The sequence below is a fragment of the Arthrobacter sp. SPT-J7 genome (assembly GCF_059089965.1).
Genome location: NZ_JBNHFF010000003.1, coordinates 227,188 through 245,845 on the forward strand (window position 1 = coordinate 227,188; position 18,658 = coordinate 245,845).

The window sequence follows — 18,658 nt, forward strand, 5'->3', positions numbered from 1 at the left end:
CCGAGTCGGGAAGTGACCGATGCCGGAGGCGTCCGGAGTCAGTGGGCCGCGGCGGTGACCTGCGGAACCAAGTCTTCGGCCGGCGGGGCCCAGCTGGCAGGATCGGCAGCGGTCTGGTCGCCGGAGCGGATGTCCTTCACTTCGTGGCTGAGGCTGCCATCCTCGGCGACCGAGGTGAACCAGACGAACGGGATGCCGCGGCGGTCGGCGTACTTAATCTGCTTGCCGAATTTGTCCGCCTTCGCGGCCACTTCCACGCTGATGCCCCGTTCGCGCAGCTGACCGGCCACGTCCTGGGCCTGCGACCAGCTGTCCTCGTTCGCCAAGGTGACCAGCACCGCCGTCGGGACATGCCGCGACGCGGTGGCGAACTCCTGGCCCAGGATCCGCATCACCAGCCGCGTCACGCCAATGGAAAGCCCGACGCCGGGGAAGGTGCGGTTGCCCTTGGTGGCCAGCGCGTCATAGCGGCCGCCGGAGCAGATGGAACCGAGCTGTTCGTGACCCACCAGCACGGTCTCGTAGACGGTGCCGGTGTAGTAATCCAGCCCGCGGGCGATGCTCAGGTCGGCCATCACCTTGCCGGGGGCCCGCCGGTGCGCCTCGCCGATGACTTCCTCAAGCTCGGTCAGGCCGGTCTCCAGCAGTTCGTGCTGAACGCCAAGGGCCCGCACTTGCTCCACGAAGGAAGTGTCTTCGGTGCGGATGGAGGCCAGCTTCAGCGCAGCCTGCGCCTGTTCGTCGGTGGCCCCGAGTTCTTCCTGCAGCAGCGCAGCGACCTTTTCCGGGCCGATCTTCTCCAGCTTGTCGATGCTCCGCAGCACACCCGCGGTATCGGTCAGGCCGATGCCGCGGTAGAAACCCTCGGCGAGCTTGCGGTTGTTGACGCGCAGTTTGAAGTCCGGGATGGGCAGGGCGCTGAGCGCTTCGACGATTACCAGCGCCAGTTCCACGTCGTAGCGGAACGGCAGCTCGCCGTCGCCCACCACGTCGATGTCCGCCTGGGTGAACTCGCGGGCGCGGCCTTCCTGCGGGCGCTCCCCACGCCAGACCTTCTGGATCTGGTAACGGCGGAACGGGAAGGCCAGATGGCCGGCGTTCTCCACCACATAGCGTGCGAACGGCACGGTGAGATCGAAATGCAGGGCCAGTTTGTCGTCGCCTTTGCCGTCGGCTTCGTCGGCCTGCAGCCGGTGCAGGCCGTAGACCTCTTTGTCGATCTCGCCCTTGCGCAGCAGCTGGGCCACGGTTTCGACGGCGCGCGTCTCGATGGAGGAGAAGCCGTGCAGCTCAAAGGTCCGGCGCAGGGAATCCAGCACATGAAGTTCCACGAGCCTCTCCTGCGGAAGCCATTCCGGGAAGCCTGACAGCGAGGCCTTGCGTGCCATACGGACGTATCTCCTAGTACATGAGGGGTGAAGAAGGGCCGGTCGTTGTGAAGCCGGCGACCGCGCAGCAGGACTGAATCGCTAAACTGGCTGCTGGACCATTTTAAGGCCTGCAGCGGCAGCGGAACCAAACCGCACTGTCGGCGCGGCCCCGCCGGCGGGGGCAAACCCAGTCAGCGTAGACCAGGAGGAGCATTGGCACGGAACAGTCCGGACCGCGAAGCCCGGCGGCGTATTGCCCGGATGGAAGCCAAGCGCGACCTGCGCCGGCAGCAATCGGCGCGGCGCAAACGGGACAACATTGCGGCCGGTACGGCCATCGCAGCCCTGGTTGCCGGTGCCGTGGCGGTCCAGCTCACCGTCTTCGGCTCAAACCCGACTCCGTCCCAAATGGAACAGGTCCGTCAAGGCCTTGAGGCCCCCGCAGCCGCGCCCTCGCCGTCGTCCTCCGCCAACGCCGCCCACATTCCCTCGCCCGAGGTCGCAGCGGGCAAGGTGTTCACCGGCACCATCGCTACCAGTGAAGGCGACATCGGCGTGGAATTGGATGGAAAGGCCGCTCCCCAGGCGACGGCGGTCTTCAGCACCTTGGCCAAGGACGGGTTCTTTGAGGGCAAGACCTGCCACCGGCTCACCACGGCCACCAGCATGGGCGTGCTCCAATGCGGTTCGGTGGACGGCGCCGGCAGCGGCGATCCCGAATACCAGTGGGGACCCGTGGAGAACACCCCGGAGGACGGCGTCTATCCAGCGGGCACCATCGCCGTCGCCCGCGGCGCGAGCACCTACAGCAACGGGACACAATTCTTCATTGCGTGGAAAGATTCGACGATCCCGCAGGATACCGGCGGCTACACGATTATGGGTAAGGTAACCGAAGGGCTGGACGTGATCGAGCGGATTGCGGCCGGCGGCGTTGAGGATGCCACTAGCCAGGACGGCCCGCCTAAAATACCGGTAACAATAAAATCGTTCACCATCCAGTGAGCCCATCACCACGACGGTGCCGCAGCCAATGGCGGCCCCGGACACAAGCGAAAGAGTTCTAGCGGTGACACCTAGTCAACAATCCGACGAAACAGCTCAGACCACCGAGACCGAACAGGCCGTGGCCGCTGCGGATTCTGCTGAGCAGGCTCCGGCTGAGCAGACTCCGGTTGAGGCCGAGCAGGCACCGGTTGAACTAACCGAGCAAGCTCCGGCTGAGGCCGAGCAGGCACTGGCTGAAGAGGCGCCGGCTGAGGCTGACCAGGCACCTGTTGAGCAGACCGAGCAAGCTCCCGCTGAGGCCGAGCAGGCGCCGGCTGAACAAGCGCCGGTTGAGCAGACCGAGCAGGCTCCGGCAGAGCAGGCACCGGCTGCTGCCGAAGCCTCCCCCGCAGCGCCGAGCCCGGCCGCCAAGCCGACTCCGAAGCCCATGCCCGGACCGAAGCCGTCACCGGCTGCCATGCCCGGAAAGAGCGCCGGCGCTACTACGGCACAGCAAGTCATCCCGGCTCCCGCGGTCGCTTCCACACCGTTGTCCGAGGCGTCCAAGTGGGCCCGGGTAACCGACGACGGCCATGTGTTCCTGCTGATCGACGGCCAGGAACACCCGGTCGGGCAGTATCCCGACACGAGCAAAGACGAGGCACTGGCCTACTTTGTTCGCAAGTACGACGACGTTGCAGCCCAGGCCGCTCTGCTGGAACAGCGCGTGGAAGCCAAGGCTCCGTCCACCGATATGCACAAGACGCTGAATCACCTCAAGGCGCAGACAGCGGAGCGCCACATGGTGGGCGACATCCCCGCACTGGAGGCCCGGCTGGAGGCACTGGGCACTGCCATCAGCGACCTGCAGAAGGCCGAGAAGGCCGGGCAGGAGGCCCAGCGGGCCGCTGAACTGGCTGCCCGGGAGGCCATCGTCGCCGAGGCCGAGGAGATTGCCGGCAAGGAACCGTCGTCGGTGCAGTGGAAAACCAGCAGCGCACGTATGAACGAGCTCTTCGACGCTTGGAAGTCCGCCCAGAAGAACGGCGTCCGGCTGGGGCGCAGCACTGAAGACGCATTGTGGAAGCGGTTCCGCTCCGCCCGCACGGTCTTCGACCGGCACCGCCGCGCCTTCTTTAGCCAGCTCGACAGCGAGAATGCCGCGGCCAAGGCTGCCAAGGAAGCCTTGATTGCGCGTGCTGAAGAGCTTTCCAGCTCGACTGACTGGGGCCACACCGCCGCCGAGTACCGCAAGCTGATGGACGAGTGGAAGGCTTCCAAGCGCGCCAGCCGCAAGGATGACGACGCCCTGTGGACCAGGTTCCGTGCAGCCCAGGACAAATTCTTCGCTGCGCGTCAGTCCGCCAATGAGGCGATCGATCAGGAGTTCTCCGCAAACCTGGCGGTCAAGGAAGCGCTGTTAGCCGAGGCGCAGGCCCTGCTGCCGGTGACCGATCTGGCCGCGGCTAAGAAGTCCCTGCAGTCGATCCGCGATCGTTGGGAGGAAGCCGGGAAGGTTCCCCGCGGCGACATGCAGCGAATCGACGCCGGCCTGCGCAAGGTTGAGGATGCCGTCAAGTCTGCCGAGGACGACCACTGGCGCCGGACGAACCCGGAAACCAAAGCCCGCACCAACAGTGCCCTATCCCAACTCGAGTCCGCCATTGCCGGGCTTGAGGACGATTTGGCACAGGCCGAACGGGCCGGAGACCAGCGACGGATCAGCGCGGCCCGCGAGGCGCTGGAGGCGCGCCGCCAATGGCTGGACACCCTTAAGCGCTCTGCACAGGACTTCTCCTAGCAGCTAAGCCCTACACAACCGGAGGGGCCGGGAACGCTTTCCACAAAGCGATCCCGGCCCCTTCGGCTGCATGGGGCCGTTTGGCATGCTGGCTGACATGGCCCTTCACCCTCCCCAAGCCTCGACGGCAGCCGCATGGGGTTCGCAGGCGTCGCCGGCGGTCCTGCGACCCGGGCACCCGTTCAGTCGCAGCGAACTCGAGTGCATGCGGCTCGATGGCCTGTTGGTCAACGTCTACGGTACGGGGTTTGCGCTGCCCTGGGATCAGATCACGCCCCGGCACCGCGCGGCCGCCGCGTTCTTCAGCCTGCCCGAGCAGGTCCGCCGGAAGGTGGTGCTGGGGAGGCTGACGGCGGCCTGGGTCTACGGCTGTGCCCCGGAACCCCAGAAGCTCTCGGTCCTGCTGGATCACCGGCACCGGGCAACCTCGCAGGGCCGCTATCGGATGGCCCTGATCCATGAAGTGACGCTGGGCCCCTTGGATACTGTGACAATCGGCGGCGTCCCGGTCAGCACTCCGTTGAGGACCGCTCTTGATGTGGCATTGCACGCTCCGGAACAGGATGCGGTCAGCGTCTTGAGCGCGCTGGCCCGGGCCAAGGGACTCGGCTGCCATTTGGACGTTATCCGGCAGGCAATCGAGGCCAGACCTAGATTGCCGGGGAAAGCCCGGGCGCTGGAGCGAATCGACGCTGCGATGGGCACGGAGCCGTAGCCCGAGCGTCCCTCCCGGCGATGGGCGCGGAGCCGTAGCCCGAACATCCCACCCAGCGAGGGGCGCGGAGCCGCCAGCCGTAATGTCCCCGTCGCACAGCCTCCGCAGCCGCTTCCGAATCGTCCTGCCCTGCGCGGGCTGGTTCCCCTGCGCGGACTGCGCGCAACTGCTGTCCGGAATGGATCAGCGGCGCTGGGAGCCCGAGGTGCGGTAGACGTCGTACACGCCGTCGATGCGCCGGACAGCGCTGAGTACGTGGCTCAGGTACTTCGGGTCGCCCATCTCGAAAGAGAACCGCGATATTGCCAGCCGGTCGCTTGAAGTGTGCACGGTCGCGGACAGGATGTTGACATGGTTCTCGGCCAGCACGCGGGTCACGTCGGACAGCAGGCTCTTACGGTCCAACGCCTCCACCTGGATCTCCACCAGGAACACGCTGGACTGGGTGGGCGCCCACGCGACGTTGACGATCCGGTCTGGGCTTTCCCGCAGCTCGGCCACGTTGCGGCAGTCGGAACGGTGCACCGAGACACCCGAACCTCGAGTAACGAACCCGACGATCGGATCCGGTGGAACCGGAGTACAACACCGCGCCAGCTTGACCCAGACATCGCCCACGCCTACAACAGTGACGCCGGAGTCCGGATGCTTCGGCCGCTTGACCCCAGTCGAGATGGCCGGTTCGGATTCCTCGACAGCCTCCTGTCCGCCGAGCAGGCCAACAAGGTGCTCGATGACGTTCTGCGCGGAGGTATGGCCGTCACCCACCGCGGCGTACAGCGCGGATACGTCGGCGTGGTGGAGCTCCTGCGCCACCGACATCAACGCGTCGTGCGTCATCATCTTCTGCAGCGGCAGGTTCTGCTTCCGCATGGCGCGGGTGAGATGTTCCTTGCCCTTTTCGATCGCCTCTTCGCGGCGTTCCTTGGTGAACCACTGCCGGATCTTGTTCCGGGCCCGCGGGCTCTTGACGAAGCCCTGCCAGTCCTGGCTCGGCCCGGCGCCCTCCGCCTTGGAGGTGAAAATCTCCACCCAGTCGCCGTGATTGAGCTCGCTGTTGAGCGGTACCAGTTTGCCGTTGACGCGGGCGCCGATGGTGCGGTGGCCCACCTCGGTGTGCACCGCGTAGGCGAAGTCCACCGGCGTCGATCCGGCCGGCAGCGCCATCACCTCGCCCTTGGGCGTGAAAACGAACACTTCCTTGGCGTTGATTTCAAACCGGAGGGAGTCCAGGAACTCGGCCGGATCACTGGTTTCCTGCTGCCAGTCGATCAGGCTCCGCAGCCAACCCATATCTCCGCCGTCGGCTGTGCCGCCGCGGGCGATGTCCTTGTACTTCCAGTGCGCCGCAACACCGTACTCGGCGCGACGGTGCATCTCGTGGGTCCGGATCTGGATTTCTACCGGCTTGCCGCCCGGGCCGATCACCGTGGTGTGCAGCGACTGGTACATATTGAACTTGGGCATGGCGATGTAGTCTTTGAACCGGCCGGGCAGCGGGTTCCACCGCGAATGCAGGGCGCCCAGCGCTGCATAGCAGTCCCGGACGGTGTCCACCAGCACGCGGATGCCCATCAGGTCGTGGATGTCGTCGAAGTCCTTACCCCGCACAATCATCTTCTGATAGATGGAGTAGTAGTGCTTCGGCCGGCCGGTGATCGTAGCCTTGATCTTCACCGCGCGCAGATCGTCGCCGATCTTGGTGCGCAGCGTGGTCAGGTACTTCTCGCGTTCGGGGGTGCGCTCCCCCACCATCCGCACGATTTCCTCGTACACCTTGGGATGCAGGGCTGCGAACGAAAGATCTTCCAACTCCCACTTGATGGTGTTCATGCCCAGCCGGTGGGCCAGCGGCGCAAAAATCTCCAAGGTCTCGCGGGCCTTCTTGGCCGAAGACTCCGGGGACACGAAACGCCAGGTACGGGCATTGTGCAGCCGGTCGGCCAGTTTGATCACCAGGACGCGGATGTCCTTGGCCATTGCCACAACCATCTTGCGCACAGTCTCAGACTGCGCCGCGTCACCAAACTGCACCTTGTCCAGCTTGGTGACACCGTCGACCAGCATGGCGACTTCGGGCCCGAACTCCCTCTTCAGATTCTCGAGGGTGTACTCCGTATCCTCGACCGTGTCGTGGAGCAGCGCTGCAGCCAGAGTCGTACCGGTCATGCCCAGTTCGGCCAAGATGGTGGCCACCGCCACCGGGTGCGTGATGTAAGGATCGCCGCTCTTGCGCTTCTGGCCGCGGTGGCTGCGCTCGGCCACCACGAAGGCCCGCTGGATCAGGTCGAAGTCCTCGCGGGGGTTGTTCGCCCGCACGGTGCGCAACAACGGCTCGAGGATGGGCGAATAGCCGGAACCTCCCCTGCCGGCCAACCGGGCCAGCCGGGACATGGTGCGTTCCCGGCGGCCTGGGAAGGCATGGCGGACCGGTGCAGTGGCCGAAGCATCCTTGGCCGCAGGCATCACAGAGGAGCCAGGATCCGGCTTTGCGCCGCTATCACTGGCTTGCTCAGTCGACCTGAGGTTCTCGGCCAATCCTGCCCACCTTTCCGACTTGTCCTAGAGCTCCCGCCGGCGCCGGTTATTTCGGCCGTCGGTTGAAGCACCAACTCAATGGAGTTCCCGCAAGGTCCAGTCTATGCCCGCTGCTGGGCCCCGGCATCCGGAGCCGCGTCAGGCAGTGACGGCACCAGGAGCCGCGTCAGGCAGCGACGGGTACCGCGAGCCGCGTCAGACGGTGACGGCTTCGTTCCGGCGTCGTTCTTCCACCCGCTGGGCCTGCTTGACCAGCGCGGGTTCCTTTGCCCGGATCCGTGCGTACATCGGTGCCGCGATGAAGATGGTGGTGGCGGCGCCGATGATGATGCCGATGAACAGAGCCAGCGACAGGTCCTTCAGCGTTCCGGCGCCCAACACGAACGCGCCGATGAACAGGATGGCGGCCACGGGCAGGACGGCCACGACCGAGGTGTTGATCGACCGGACCAGGGTCTGGTTCACGGCGAGATTGACCTCTTCCGCGAATGTCCTCCTGGTGGACGTGTCCAGGTCCTTGGTGTTCTCACGGATCTTGTCGAAGACCACCACGGTGTCGTACAGCGAGTAGCCCAGAATGGTCAGGAAGCCGATAATCGCCGAGGGCGTTACCTCAAAATCGCTGAGCGAGTAGATGCCGGCAGTCACGACCAGCACCACCACCAGCCCGCTGAGCGCTGAGACCGACATCTTCCAGGTCCGGAAGTACAGCGCCATCATGAAGGCCGCCAGCACAACGAACACCACCAGGCCCCAGAGCGCCTGCCGGGTCACGTCTGCGCCCCAGGTGGGACCGACGTACGAGGAGGTCACTTCGTTGGCTTGGACGCCGTAAGCGCCAACCAGTTCATCGCGCAATTGAAGAGTCTGGTCGTCGTTCAGCCGTTCGGTCTGAATCCGCATGGTGCCCGGCGCGATGTTGGTCACCCGGGGGTCAGCCTCCGAGGCTACTTTGGCCACGGCAGCCTCGCCGGGCCCGGCGTCGGTGTTCTGAACGTTGGAAACGGTGAACTCGGAACCGCCGCGGAAGTCGATGCCCAGGTTGAAGCCGCCCTTGACGAACGGCACCACGATGGACAGGAGTATCGCGACGACAGCGATGCCAAACCAGATCTTGTACTTGCCGACAAAGTCATAGGAGCGCTTGCCGGTGTAGAGGTCGTTACCCCACTTAGCAAAATTGGCCATTAGTTGCTCTCCTTGTTGGCGCCGCGGCCTGCACCGCTGGTCGCCTGCTGCCTCTCGGCCGCGCGGCGTTCGGCAATGGTCTGGCGGCGGCCCGCTTCGGCGGCCGCCGCGGTGTTCTTGGCACGGACCGGCACTTTGCGTTCGTCCGGCTGGCGAATACGCCCAGCACCCCGGTACAGCGGAACCGCGCCCAGCAACCGCGGATCGAGGCCGGAGAACCGGTGACCCTCGCCGAAGAATTTGGTCTTGGCCAGCAGCACCATGGTCGGGTGGGTGAACAGGAAGACCACCAGAAGGTCGGCCACCGCGGTCAGGCCCAGCGTGAAGGCAAAACCTCGCACGTTGCCCACTGCCACGAAGTACAGCACGACGGCGGCCAGCAGGTTCACTGCCTTAGAGGCCAACACGGTCTGCCGCGCACGCTTCCAGCCGTTGTCCACCGCGGACACCAGGCCCCGGCCCTCGCGTAACTCATCGCGGATACGTTCGAAGTAGACGATGAACGAGTCGGCTGTCTGGCCGATTGCCACGATCAGGCCGGCCACGCCGGCCAGTGAAAGGCGGTAGTTCTCGGTCCAGCCCAATATCGCAATCGCCAGATAGGTGATGAGACCCGCCACTACCAGTGAGGCGATCGTGACGAAGCCAAGCGCCCGGTATTGGAAGAGTGAATAGCCAGCGACCAGGACCAGGCCGATGACGCCGGCGATCAGGCCCATCCGCAGCTGGTCGGCGCCAAGCGTGGCGGAAATCTGCTGCTCACTCTGGATCTCGAAGCTGATCGGCAGCGCGCCGTACTTCAGCTGTTCGGAAAGGCCGCGCGCCGATTCTTCGGTGAAGTTGCCGGTGATCTGCGGTTTGCCATCCGGGATGACGGCGTTGGTCTGCGGTGCGGAAATCACCTTTCCGTCCAGCACAATAGCGAACTGGTTCCGGGCGCCGGAGAGTCCGAACAGCCGCTCGGTGACATCCTTGAAGGTCCGGGTGCCTTCGCTATTAAACTCGATGTTGACTGCCCATTGGTTCAGCGTCTGTCCCTGCTGGCCGCGGGTTTGGCCGAAGCTGGAGCCGGCGATGTCGGTGCCAGGTACTTCCACCGGACCCAAAATGTACTTCATTCCGGTATCCGGTTCACAGGCAACTACGGGCTTGGCCGGGTCTGCAGGCTGGGCCTCCTTTTCCGCGGCGGCCGGGCTAAGGCAGTCGAGCGCCTCAAATTCCTGGTAAAGCTTGGGCGTGATCCAATTCGGGTCGCTGGCGTTCTCCGGCTTGGCCGTCGGTTTCGGAATATCCTTCGCCGGTGTCCGTTCTGCTTCAGGAACAGCTGCACCCGTCGCAGAGGTCAGGACGGGGCGGAATTCCATGTCGGCCGACGCCTGGATCAGTTCCCGGGTGCGCTGGTCCGGAATGCCAGGCAGGCTGACCACCACATTGCGCCCGGACTGCGTGGTGATCTCCGCTTCCGCCACGCCCGAGCCATCGACGCGCTGGCGAATGATTTCCACGGCCTGGTTCAGTTGATCGCCGGTGATCTCACCCCCGGCGCCCTGGACCTTCGGGGCCAGGATCATCTGGGTGCCGCCCTCAAGGTCGAGCGCGAGCTTCGGCGCCCAGCTCGCCTGGTTGGTGAAGACACCGCTGCCGAGGATGACGGTACCGGCGGCAAGCAGCACACCGAGCCAAATAAGTGTCCGCCGTGCAATGCTGGTGGAACCGGATCGTGCCATGGAAGATCTTTCTCTTATCGGGCTCAGGTGGCCGGCGAAACCGGCCGGTACACGGCGAAGTGGCGGGGCATGCCCCGCCACTGCATGCCGATGCGGCTAAGCCGTCGCTGGCCTACTTGGTGTCTTTGTTCTGCTGTTCGTTGAGGCGCTTCAGGGTCTCCTCGGCGGTTTCTTCCGGCCGGTCCGCCTGCTCCGTGGTCAGCGAGGAGGCATCGTCCGGCACCTCGGGGGTCTCCGGCGTCACGACTTCGTTCACTGCCTGCGTGTGCACCGTGGCGGTGTTGCCGGGAGACAGTTCCAGGACCACCTTGTTGTTGTCGGCGTCGACGGACACGACCGTGCCGAAGAGACCGAACTGCGTCATGACCTCGGTGCCAGGCACCATCTGTTCCTTGAGCCGTTCGGTCTTTTCGCGCATCTGGGCCTGGACCTTCTTCTGCTTGCGGAACATGAAGAAGATCAGCAGCGCGAACACGGCGAACAGCCCGATGGTCATCACATCGATGCCACCGCCGGACTGCTGCTGGGTATTGGTAGCAGCGAGGAGATTTACGAACACAGGAAGATTCCGTCCTAGAAGTCTGGGGCGGACCGGCAGGAGATTCCGGACCGTGTACGCAGCCTGCCAGGTTCCTCACGGAACGGCGCACTCCGCACGTTCCTACCATTCTACGCGGTGACGGCGCTTACACGGTCACTTCAGTTGTCGGCGAAATCCGTGTCCGGCTCCAGCAGTTCCGCGAGCAGGTCCCCGGTCTGCCCGGCGGCCAGGTGGTCCGGCACCGCCAGCCCCAGGTGCTGCCAGGCGGCTGCAGTGGCAATCCGCCCGCGCGGCGTCCGGCCGAGCAGCCCTTCCCGGACCAGGTACGGTTCGGCCACGGTCTCCACCGTCTCCGTTTCCTCACCCACAGCAATGGCCAGCGTGGACAGTCCCACCGGCCCGCCGCCGAACTTGGTGATCAGCGCGGTCAGCACCGAGCGGTCCAGCCGGTCCAGACCGCGCTCGTCGACCTCGTACATGTCCAGTGCGGCCGCTGCGGCCCGCGAGTCGATTTCGTCAATCTTGTGCACCAAGGCCCAGTCCCGGACCCGACGGAGCAAACGGTTGGCGATCCGGGGGGTGCCGCGGGAGCGGCCGGCGATCTCGGCGAACCCTGCGGAACTCACCTTCAGGTCCAGCAGCATCGCCGAGCGGCGAAGCACCAGTTCCAACTCTTCGACGGCGTAGAACTCCAAATGCCCGGTGAACCCGAAGCGGTCGCGCAGCGGTCCCGGGAGCAAACCGGCCCGGGTGGTGGCCCCCACCAGCGTGAACGGCGGCAGATCAAGCGGGATGGCCGTGGCGCCGGCACCCTTGCCCACCACGATGTCCACCCGGAAGTCTTCCATCGCCATGTACAGCATTTCCTCCGCCGGACGGGACATCCGGTGGATCTCATCGAGGAAGAGGATTTCCCCTTCAGTCAACGAGGACAGGATTGCCGCCAAGTCGCCCGCGTGCTGGATTGCCGGTCCGGAACTGATGCGCAGCGGCGCGTTCATTTCTGCGGCGATGATCATGGCCAGCGTGGTCTTACCCAGCCCGGGCGGACCGGACAACAGCACGTGGTCGGCCGTTCGCTCGCGGATCCGGGAGGCTTCAAGCACCAGCGACAACTGCTGCCGGACGCGCGCCTGGCCCACGAAGTCATCCAGGTTCTTTGGCCGCAGCGCCGATTCGATGGCTCGTTCTTCGGCCTCCGACCCAGTGGAGACCAGCCGCCCCTCCCCGGCGTCCTCGGCCACGCTACTTCACTCCCGCGGTGCGCCGGCCCGAGCCGGTCCGGGCACCGTCCTGGCCCAGCCGCCGCAAGGTCAGCCGCAGCAGATCGCCCACGTGGCCGGCGGCCGCTGCCTCCGGATGTTCGTCGGCGGTGGTGTCCACGGCCGCCGCAGCGTCCTTGTCCGACCAGCCCAGACCCGAGAGCGCCTGCTGCACCTGCGCTTTCCAACCGCTCGCCTGCTGCGGAGCCACCTCGCCGGTGGGTACTAGCTTGCCTGCCAGTTCCAGCACGATCCTGCCGGCGAGCTTCGGCCCGATGCCGGGCACCTTGCTGAAGGCTTTATTGTCGCCGTCTGCGGCGGCAATGCGAAGGGCCTCGGGAGAATGCACCGACAGTGCCGCCAGGCCCAGCCTCGGGCCGACGCCGCTGACCGAGATCAGGGTTTCGAACACTTCCCGCTGCGCCGCGTCCTCGAACCCGTACAGAGTCATGGAGTCTTCGCGCACGATCATGGTGGTGGCCAACTGGGCTTCGCGTCCGACGAACAGCGTGCCGAGGGTCTGCGGCGTGGCCTGGACCAGCATGCCGAAGCCGTTAACGTCGATCACGGCCGAATTCAACCCCACATGGGCGACGACGCCGCGCAACGAGCTAATCATGGTCCAACTCCCAATCCCGGCAATGGCTGCGGTCCTCCTCCCGGGCCGAAGCGCGGGACGGATTGTCCGAACGTATCTACGAATAGCTTACGGGGCGCCGCGGACATTGCCGGCAACCGCCACACCGAGGGCACCAGTCCCCCGGCCGCACGCCCGGCAGCTCAACGGCGGTTGCGCTTGGCCTTCGCTTCGGCTTCCGCCCAGAGCTTTTGGGCGGCGGTCATGCCGCCGCCAGCCGTCGGCTTGGTTGCGCCGCCGCGCCACGCATGGGTGATCGCCAACGCCAGGGCATCCGCGGCGTCGGCCGGACGCGGCGGCGTGTCCAGCCGGAGAATCCGGGTCACCATCTTGGTCACCGCCGCTTTGTCCGCCTGCCCGTTGCCGGTCACCGCGGCCTTCACCTCGGTGGGAGTGTGCAACGCGACGACGATCCCCCGCCGCGCTGCGGCAGTCATCACCACACCGGACGCCTGCGCCGTCCCCATCACGGTGCTGACATTCGTCTGGCTGAAGACGCGTTCGACGGCGAGGACGTCCGGGGCATGCGCATCAAGCCACTCGTCGATGGTCTCGGCGATCTTCAGCAGGCGCAGTTCCAGCGGCATGTCCGGAGTGGTCCCCACCACGCCCACTTCCACCAGGGTGGAGCGGCGGTTCGGCTCGACGTCGACGACGCCCAGGCCGCACCGGGTCAGGCCGGGGTCCACGCCCAGTACGCGCAAGGCTGCTCCCGGCCGTCCGACCGGCGTCAGTCGTTCTCGAGTTCAGCGAGAACATCCTGGCTGATATCGGCATTGGAGTAGACGTTCTGCACGTCGTCCAGGTCCTCCAGGGCGTCCACCAGCTTCAAGAACTTCCGCGCGGCGTCGGCGTCGAGCTCCACGGCCATCGAGGAGACGAACTCGATTTCATCCGTTTCGTACTCGATGCCCGACTCTTCCAGCCCAGCCACCACGGTCCGCAGGTCGGTGGGATCGGAGTGGACCTCGAAGTTCTCGCCTTGATCCTTGACTTCCTCCGCGCCGGCATCCAGCACGGCCATCAGCAGATCGTCCTCGGTGAGCCCGTTCTTGGGCAACGACACCACGCCCTTCCGGGCGAACATGTAGGAGACCGAGCCCGGGTCTGCCACGGTGCCGCCGTTGCGGGTAATGGCCAGGCGCACCTCAGAGGCTGCGCGGTTCTTGTTGTCCGTCAGGCACTCAATCAGCACGGCCGAGCCCTGCGGTCCGCGGGCTTCGTAGATGATTTCGGTGTAGTCGATGGTTTCGCCGGTCAGGCCGGCGCCGCGCTTGATGGCGCGGTCGATGTTGTCGTTGGGCACCGAGGTCTTCTTGGCCTTCTGCACGGCCAGTTCCAGAGCCGGGTTGCCCGCCACGTCGGCGCCGCCGTTGCGGGCCGCCACTTCAATGTTCTTGATCAGTTTGGCGAACGACTTGGCACGGCGGGCATCAATGACTGCCTTCTTGTGCTTGGTCGTGGCCCACTTGGAGTGTCCGGCCATTCCTACGCTTCTCCTCTGACGATGCGGATGAATAGTTCGTGGATCCGGCGCTCCCCCGTCACTTCCGGGTGGAAAGAAGTCGCCAGCAAATGCCGCGAACGCACTGCCACAATTCTAGCTGTCCCGTGCAAAGTCCCCGTGTGGGACGCTTCTGAAGGTTCCACCGTGGCCAGGACTTCCACCCCCTCGCCCACCCGTTCCACCCATGGCGCGCGAATGAAGACGGCGTGCACGGGTGCGGGAGGCTGGTCCGGGGACGGGGCACTGAACTCCAGACCGTGGAAGTCCAGATCCGTTTCGAACGACTCTCGCTGCCGGCCGAAGGCGTTCCGCCGCACCGTGATGTCCAGGCCGCCCAGCGTCTGCTGCGGCTCGCCCTTGAGATTGGTGGCGGGGTCCGTGAGCTCCTGGGCCAGCATGATCATTCCGGCGCAGGAACCGTAGACCGGCATGCCGGCCGCGATCCGCTTCTTCAACGGATCGGCTAGTTCGAAGATCCGCGTGAGTTTGTCGATCGTTGTCGATTCCCCGCCGGGGATGACCAGGCCGTCCACGGCATCCAGTTCGTCTGGCCGCCGCACCGGCATTGCTGCGGCGCCGCTGTGTTCCAGGGCGGATATGTGTTCGCGGACATCGCCCTGCAGGGCAAGCACACCAATCGTGACCACGGTGAGATTCCTCGGATCGGGCCGCGCGTGCGGCGGCCGTACAGAAAAACACTAATACCATCCGGTCCTGCGGTGTTAAGCCGCGCTACGAGCGTCCAGGCCGCGGCTGTGGGGCAGGCCACTGTCCCGCGGGATCCGTCACCGCGCCGGTGCCGGCGGCTTGTATAGTCTCTACTCATGCGACACCTCCTTGCGACCGTTGCCGGAAAGGCCGTGAAGGCGGTAGCCAGGCTCCGCGGCGGCGGCTCTGCGCTGCCGGGCCTCGTGGCCGAGAAAATCGATCCGCAGTTCCTGCCCCGCACGCTCGGCAAACTGCCGCGCGGCGTCGTCGTGATCAGCGGGACGAACGGCAAGACCACCACCACCAAGATGGTGGTGGAGCTGCTGCAGGGCCAGGGCCTCAAAGTGTTCACCAACCGCACCGGCAGCAACTTCACCCGCGGAGTAGTGGCTTCCGTGTTGGGCGATTCGGACGCCCGCGGCCGGCTGGACGCGGACATTGCGGTGCTGGAACTGGACGAAGCCCACGCCGTGCACTTCGTCAAACTGGTTCAGCCGCGCTACAGCCTGCTGCTCAACGTCATGCGTGACCAGTTGGACCGCTTCGGCGAGATTGAGACGACCGCGGGATTCCTCCGGCAGATCGCCGCCGCCACCACCGACGCTGTGGTGCTCAACCGTGAGGACCCGCGCATCCTGGCCTTGGCCAACGCGGTGACGGCACCCCGGGTCGAATACTTTGGCCTGGCCCAGCAGTTGCGCCACATGTTCCCGCACGACGATGAGATGCGCAACGCCGTGGCCGCCGAGGTTCCCGGCGCCACCCCCGCCGGAACTGTCGGGGGCCAGCCGCAGGGGCCGCACGCCGACGTCGTGCTGGCCGCCTGCGAAGGTTCCGCCGCCACGTTCCAAGCGGACGGACGCGAAATCGAGGTGGAGCTGAAGCTGACCGGCGTCTATAACGTGTTCAACGCCGCCGCGGCGCTGGTGCTGGCGCGCACCGTGCTCGGTCCCGGCGTAGACGAACCGGCGCTGCTGGCCTCGCTGGAAAACGTCACCCCGGCGTTCGGACGCGGCGAATCGCTCACCGTCAACGGACAGCCGCTGGATCTGGTGCTGGTCAAGAACCCAGCCGGCTTCCGGCTCGCGCTCAAGTCGTTCCCGGCGGCGGGATCGCGGACCATGATTGCGATCAATGACAACTACGCCGATGGCCGGGACATGTCCTGGCTCTGGGACGTGGACTTCGATTCGCTGCGCGAAACCGGCGTGGCCGAGGTGAGCGGTGTCCGCGCCCAGGACATGGGGTTGCGACTGTTCTACGAGGACGTGCCGGTAGGCCGCGTCGATACGGACCTGAACGCTTCGCTGCACCGGTTCATCGCCGACGCCCCTGATACGCCCAAGCGCATCTACTGCACCTACACCGCCATGCTGGCGCTGCGCCGCGAGCTGGGCAAACTGACCGAAGTGGAAGTGGTCTCCTGATGGACGCACCCGTGATCGACCTGCTCCAGCTGTACCCGCGGGACATGAACATCTACGGCGACTGGGGCAACGTCCTGGTTCTCCGCAAGCGGCTGGCCCTGCGTAGCTACGACGTGCGGCTGCATGAGTACAACCCCGGAGACACCTTCCCTGAGCAGGTGGATTTGGTGGTGGGCGGCGGCGGGCAGGACTCGGGCCAGAACAAAATCCAGGCCGACCTGCTTGCCCAGGGCGGCAGGTTGCGCGAGCTGGCCGACGACGGCCTGCCCATGCTCGCCGTGTGCGGCCTCTACCAGTTGTTCGGCCACCGGTTCACCACCCACACCGGCGAAGTCATCACCGGCATCGGACTGCTGGACGCCGAAACCATCGGCGGTCCCACCCGGTTGATCGGCAATACCGTGCTGGAAAGCGACGAGTTCGGCACCGTCATCGGGTATGAGAACCATAGCGGCCTGACCACGCTCGGCGCCGGGGTCCAGCCGTTCGGCCGGGTCACCAAGGGCGAGGGCAACAACGGCACGGACGGCACCGAAGGCGCCCGCTACCGCAACGTCATCGCCACCTACCTGCATGGGTCCCTGCTGCCCAAGAACCCTGCGGTGGCGGATTATTTGATCCGGCACGCGGCCGAGCGGCGCTATGGAAGCTTCAACGATGTGCCGCTGAACATCCCGCACGAGGCAGCCGCCAGGACCGACGCGGCTGCCCGGCCCCGCTGAGCTGCCCGGGTCCTTACTCGTCGCCCAGCAGCCACTCGCGGGCGGCGTCCGCGGCGGCGCCCATCGACTCCACGGTCGCCTTGGTCCGTTCCCGGCTGGCCGCATCTGCTTCTTCGGAGACGCACCAGTTCCCTGATTCCGCCGCTGCGGCCAACGCCTCGGCCGACACGGGACACCAGCGGTGCTCGGGGCCGGCAAAGGTGGCAGGCAGCCAGTCAAGCCGCGCCACTTTCCAGGCGCCGCCGTCGTCGTGCTGGGCAAACTGCGCGCGGACCATCAGGCCCTCGGTGTTGCGGATGTTGGGCGTTGCATGGGCCGCGATGGCGTTGCCCAGCCCGTAGACAATCCAGGTGCCGTTGTAGCGTTCCATCGGCTGGACCGAGTGGCTGTGGTGACCGTAAATCAGCGAGAACTCGCCACTGTCAGCCAAGGCATGGGCAGTCCGCTGCTGCTGCGGGTTGGCATAGTCCGTGTATTCGTCGCCGGCATGGATGGCGCCCAACACAATGTCCGCCCCGTCAGCCCGCGCCTGTTTGGCCTTGGCGATCATGGCCTGCGGATCGAGCATGTCCACCTGCCAGGGTGCGTCCGGCACCAGTCCGTTCAGCGAGAACGCGCCGGTGATGACGGCGATACGCGCGGCCGGCGTGGCCAGGATCAGCGCCTCTCCGGACTCGGCTTCGCTGCGGTAGGACCCGGTGTGCTCCAGGCCGCGGGCGTCTAGCGCGGCCAGGGTCCGTTCCAGCCCGGCGGTGCCGTGGTCGAAGCTGTGGTTGCTGGCGGTCGTGCAAGCGTCGTAACCCACGGCGGTGACCGCATCGAGGATCTGCGGCGGAGCATTGAACGCCGGGTAGCCGGAATATGGGCCGTCTTCGCCTGCCAGCGCCGTTTCCAACTGACAGATCGCAAGGTCGGCGGTGTCCAGGTATTGCTGCTGCGCGGCCAGGATGGGTTCGAAATCCAGGCTCCCGTTGCCGGTCCGCCGGGCATCTGCGGCCGCCTGCGCCCAGAGCGCTTCATGCAGCAGCAGATCGCCGGTCATCGCCACCGTGGCGCAGCGTCTTGCCGGACACTGCGGACCTGCGCCGGCTGTCACCTCCGGGGCGGGGTCCGTTGTGGAGGACGACGGCGGTGCCTCCCCTGCAGCGGCGCTCCCCTCTGCGCCGGTTCCCTCTGTGCCGCTCCCGTCTGGTCCGGTCCGCTCTGCGCCGGTCTTCTGCGCGCCCGGTTCGGTATGCTCCGCTGTGGTTTCGGTTCCCGAAGCGCCGCTCTCCCCCGGGCCTCCGCCGTCCAACCCGCTGGTACAGCCGGCAAGGAGCAGCACCGCCACCGCCAGGGTGGCGGCCTTCCTGGCACCCGCCCTCCTGGCCAGCGGCAACGTGGGCTGCGGGTTCAGGCCGCTCCCCTGTGCCTCCCGTCCGGTCATGCCGCCAGTGTATTGCGGCGTCTGGCCCGGACCAGGCCGACACGGCGGCGCGCCAAGCTGCGGCGCATAGAGGGTCAGCTCGCGACTTCTTCAACCGGCGAC

The 18,658-nt window shown here is 66.0% G+C and carries 16 protein-coding genes; 5 read left to right on the forward strand and 11 right to left on the reverse strand.

Going from position 1 to position 18,658, the window contains the following annotated elements:
* Positions 1-38 precede the first annotated feature (38 nt).
* Positions 39-1,388, reverse strand: coding sequence for a histidine--tRNA ligase (gene hisS, locus AC5RWX_RS06470; RefSeq protein WP_493943182.1), 1,350 nt, complete (start codon positions 1,386-1,388; stop codon positions 39-41).
* Positions 1,389-1,583: 195 nt separating this feature from the next.
* Here hisS and AC5RWX_RS06475 point away from each other — a divergent pair, with 195 nt between their 5' ends.
* From AC5RWX_RS06475 to AC5RWX_RS06485, 3 genes are all read left to right on the forward strand, one after another.
* Entirely contained in the window at positions 1,584-2,375 is a 792-nt protein-coding gene (locus tag AC5RWX_RS06475) for a peptidylprolyl isomerase (protein ID WP_493943183.1), read from the forward strand.
* Positions 2,376-2,439: 64 nt separating this feature from the next.
* Entirely contained in the window at positions 2,440-4,158 is a 1,719-nt protein-coding gene (locus AC5RWX_RS06480; protein WP_494097067.1) for a DUF349 domain-containing protein, read from the forward strand.
* A 97-nt stretch (positions 4,159-4,255) separates the two neighbouring features.
* Entirely contained in the window at positions 4,256-4,873 is a 618-nt protein-coding gene (locus tag AC5RWX_RS06485; RefSeq protein ID WP_493957672.1) for a type IV toxin-antitoxin system AbiEi family antitoxin, read from the forward strand.
* Positions 4,874-5,056: 183 nt separating this feature from the next.
* On the opposite strand, the gene AC5RWX_RS06490 is transcribed toward AC5RWX_RS06485, so the two are convergent.
* The 9 genes from AC5RWX_RS06490 to pdxT form a co-directional block, all read right to left on the reverse strand.
* Complete coding sequence (locus AC5RWX_RS06490; RefSeq protein ID WP_493943186.1) at positions 5,057-7,339, reverse strand: RelA/SpoT family protein; 2,283 nt, start codon at positions 7,337-7,339, stop codon at positions 5,057-5,059.
* A 267-nt stretch (positions 7,340-7,606) separates the two neighbouring features.
* Positions 7,607-8,599 (reverse strand): protein translocase subunit SecF, encoded by a 993-nt coding sequence (secF, locus tag AC5RWX_RS06495; RefSeq protein WP_493942533.1) that lies wholly within the window; start codon positions 8,597-8,599, stop codon positions 7,607-7,609.
* Complete coding sequence (secD, locus tag AC5RWX_RS06500; protein ID WP_493943187.1) at positions 8,599-10,326, reverse strand: protein translocase subunit SecD; 1,728 nt, start codon at positions 10,324-10,326, stop codon at positions 8,599-8,601. Before secD ends, secF begins: the two co-directional genes overlap by 1 nt.
* A 112-nt stretch (positions 10,327-10,438) precedes the next feature.
* A complete protein-coding gene (gene yajC, locus AC5RWX_RS06505; RefSeq protein WP_493942085.1) occupies positions 10,439-10,885 on the reverse strand; it encodes a preprotein translocase subunit YajC in 447 nt (148 codons plus the stop codon).
* A gap of 140 nt (positions 10,886-11,025) precedes the next feature.
* Entirely contained in the window at positions 11,026-12,111 is a 1,086-nt protein-coding gene (ruvB, locus tag AC5RWX_RS06510) for a Holliday junction branch migration DNA helicase RuvB (protein ID WP_493942086.1), read from the reverse strand.
* A 1-nt stretch (position 12,112) separates the two neighbouring features.
* On the reverse strand, positions 12,113-12,748 hold the full coding sequence (ruvA, locus tag AC5RWX_RS06515) for a Holliday junction branch migration protein RuvA (RefSeq protein WP_493943189.1): 636 nt from the start codon (positions 12,746-12,748) through the stop codon (positions 12,113-12,115).
* Positions 12,749-12,909: 161 nt separating this feature from the next.
* Positions 12,910-13,470: a crossover junction endodeoxyribonuclease RuvC gene (gene ruvC, locus AC5RWX_RS06520; RefSeq protein WP_493942088.1), complete on the reverse strand. Its 561-nt coding sequence runs from the start codon at positions 13,468-13,470 to the stop codon at positions 12,910-12,912.
* A 26-nt stretch (positions 13,471-13,496) separates the two neighbouring features.
* Entirely contained in the window at positions 13,497-14,252 is a 756-nt protein-coding gene (locus AC5RWX_RS06525) for a YebC/PmpR family DNA-binding transcriptional regulator (RefSeq protein ID WP_494097068.1), read from the reverse strand.
* 2 nt (positions 14,253-14,254) lie between these two features.
* Positions 14,255-14,920: a pyridoxal 5'-phosphate synthase glutaminase subunit PdxT gene (gene pdxT / locus AC5RWX_RS06530; protein ID WP_493957675.1), complete on the reverse strand. Its 666-nt coding sequence runs from the start codon at positions 14,918-14,920 to the stop codon at positions 14,255-14,257.
* Positions 14,921-15,097: 177 nt separating this feature from the next.
* Here pdxT and AC5RWX_RS06535 point away from each other — a divergent pair, with 177 nt between their 5' ends.
* Both AC5RWX_RS06535 and AC5RWX_RS06540 read left to right on the forward strand, forming a co-directional pair.
* A complete protein-coding gene (locus AC5RWX_RS06535) occupies positions 15,098-16,408 on the forward strand; it encodes a MurT ligase domain-containing protein (protein WP_494097069.1) in 1,311 nt (436 codons plus the stop codon).
* A complete protein-coding gene (locus AC5RWX_RS06540; protein WP_494062204.1) occupies positions 16,408-17,130 on the forward strand; it encodes a type 1 glutamine amidotransferase in 723 nt (240 codons plus the stop codon). Before AC5RWX_RS06535 ends, AC5RWX_RS06540 begins: the two co-directional genes overlap by 1 nt.
* 13 nt (positions 17,131-17,143) lie before the next feature.
* Here AC5RWX_RS06540 and AC5RWX_RS06545 read toward each other — a convergent pair whose 3' ends face one another.
* Positions 17,144-18,556, reverse strand: coding sequence for a CapA family protein (locus AC5RWX_RS06545; RefSeq protein ID WP_493943194.1), 1,413 nt, complete (start codon positions 18,554-18,556; stop codon positions 17,144-17,146).
* Positions 18,557-18,658 lie beyond the last annotated feature (102 nt).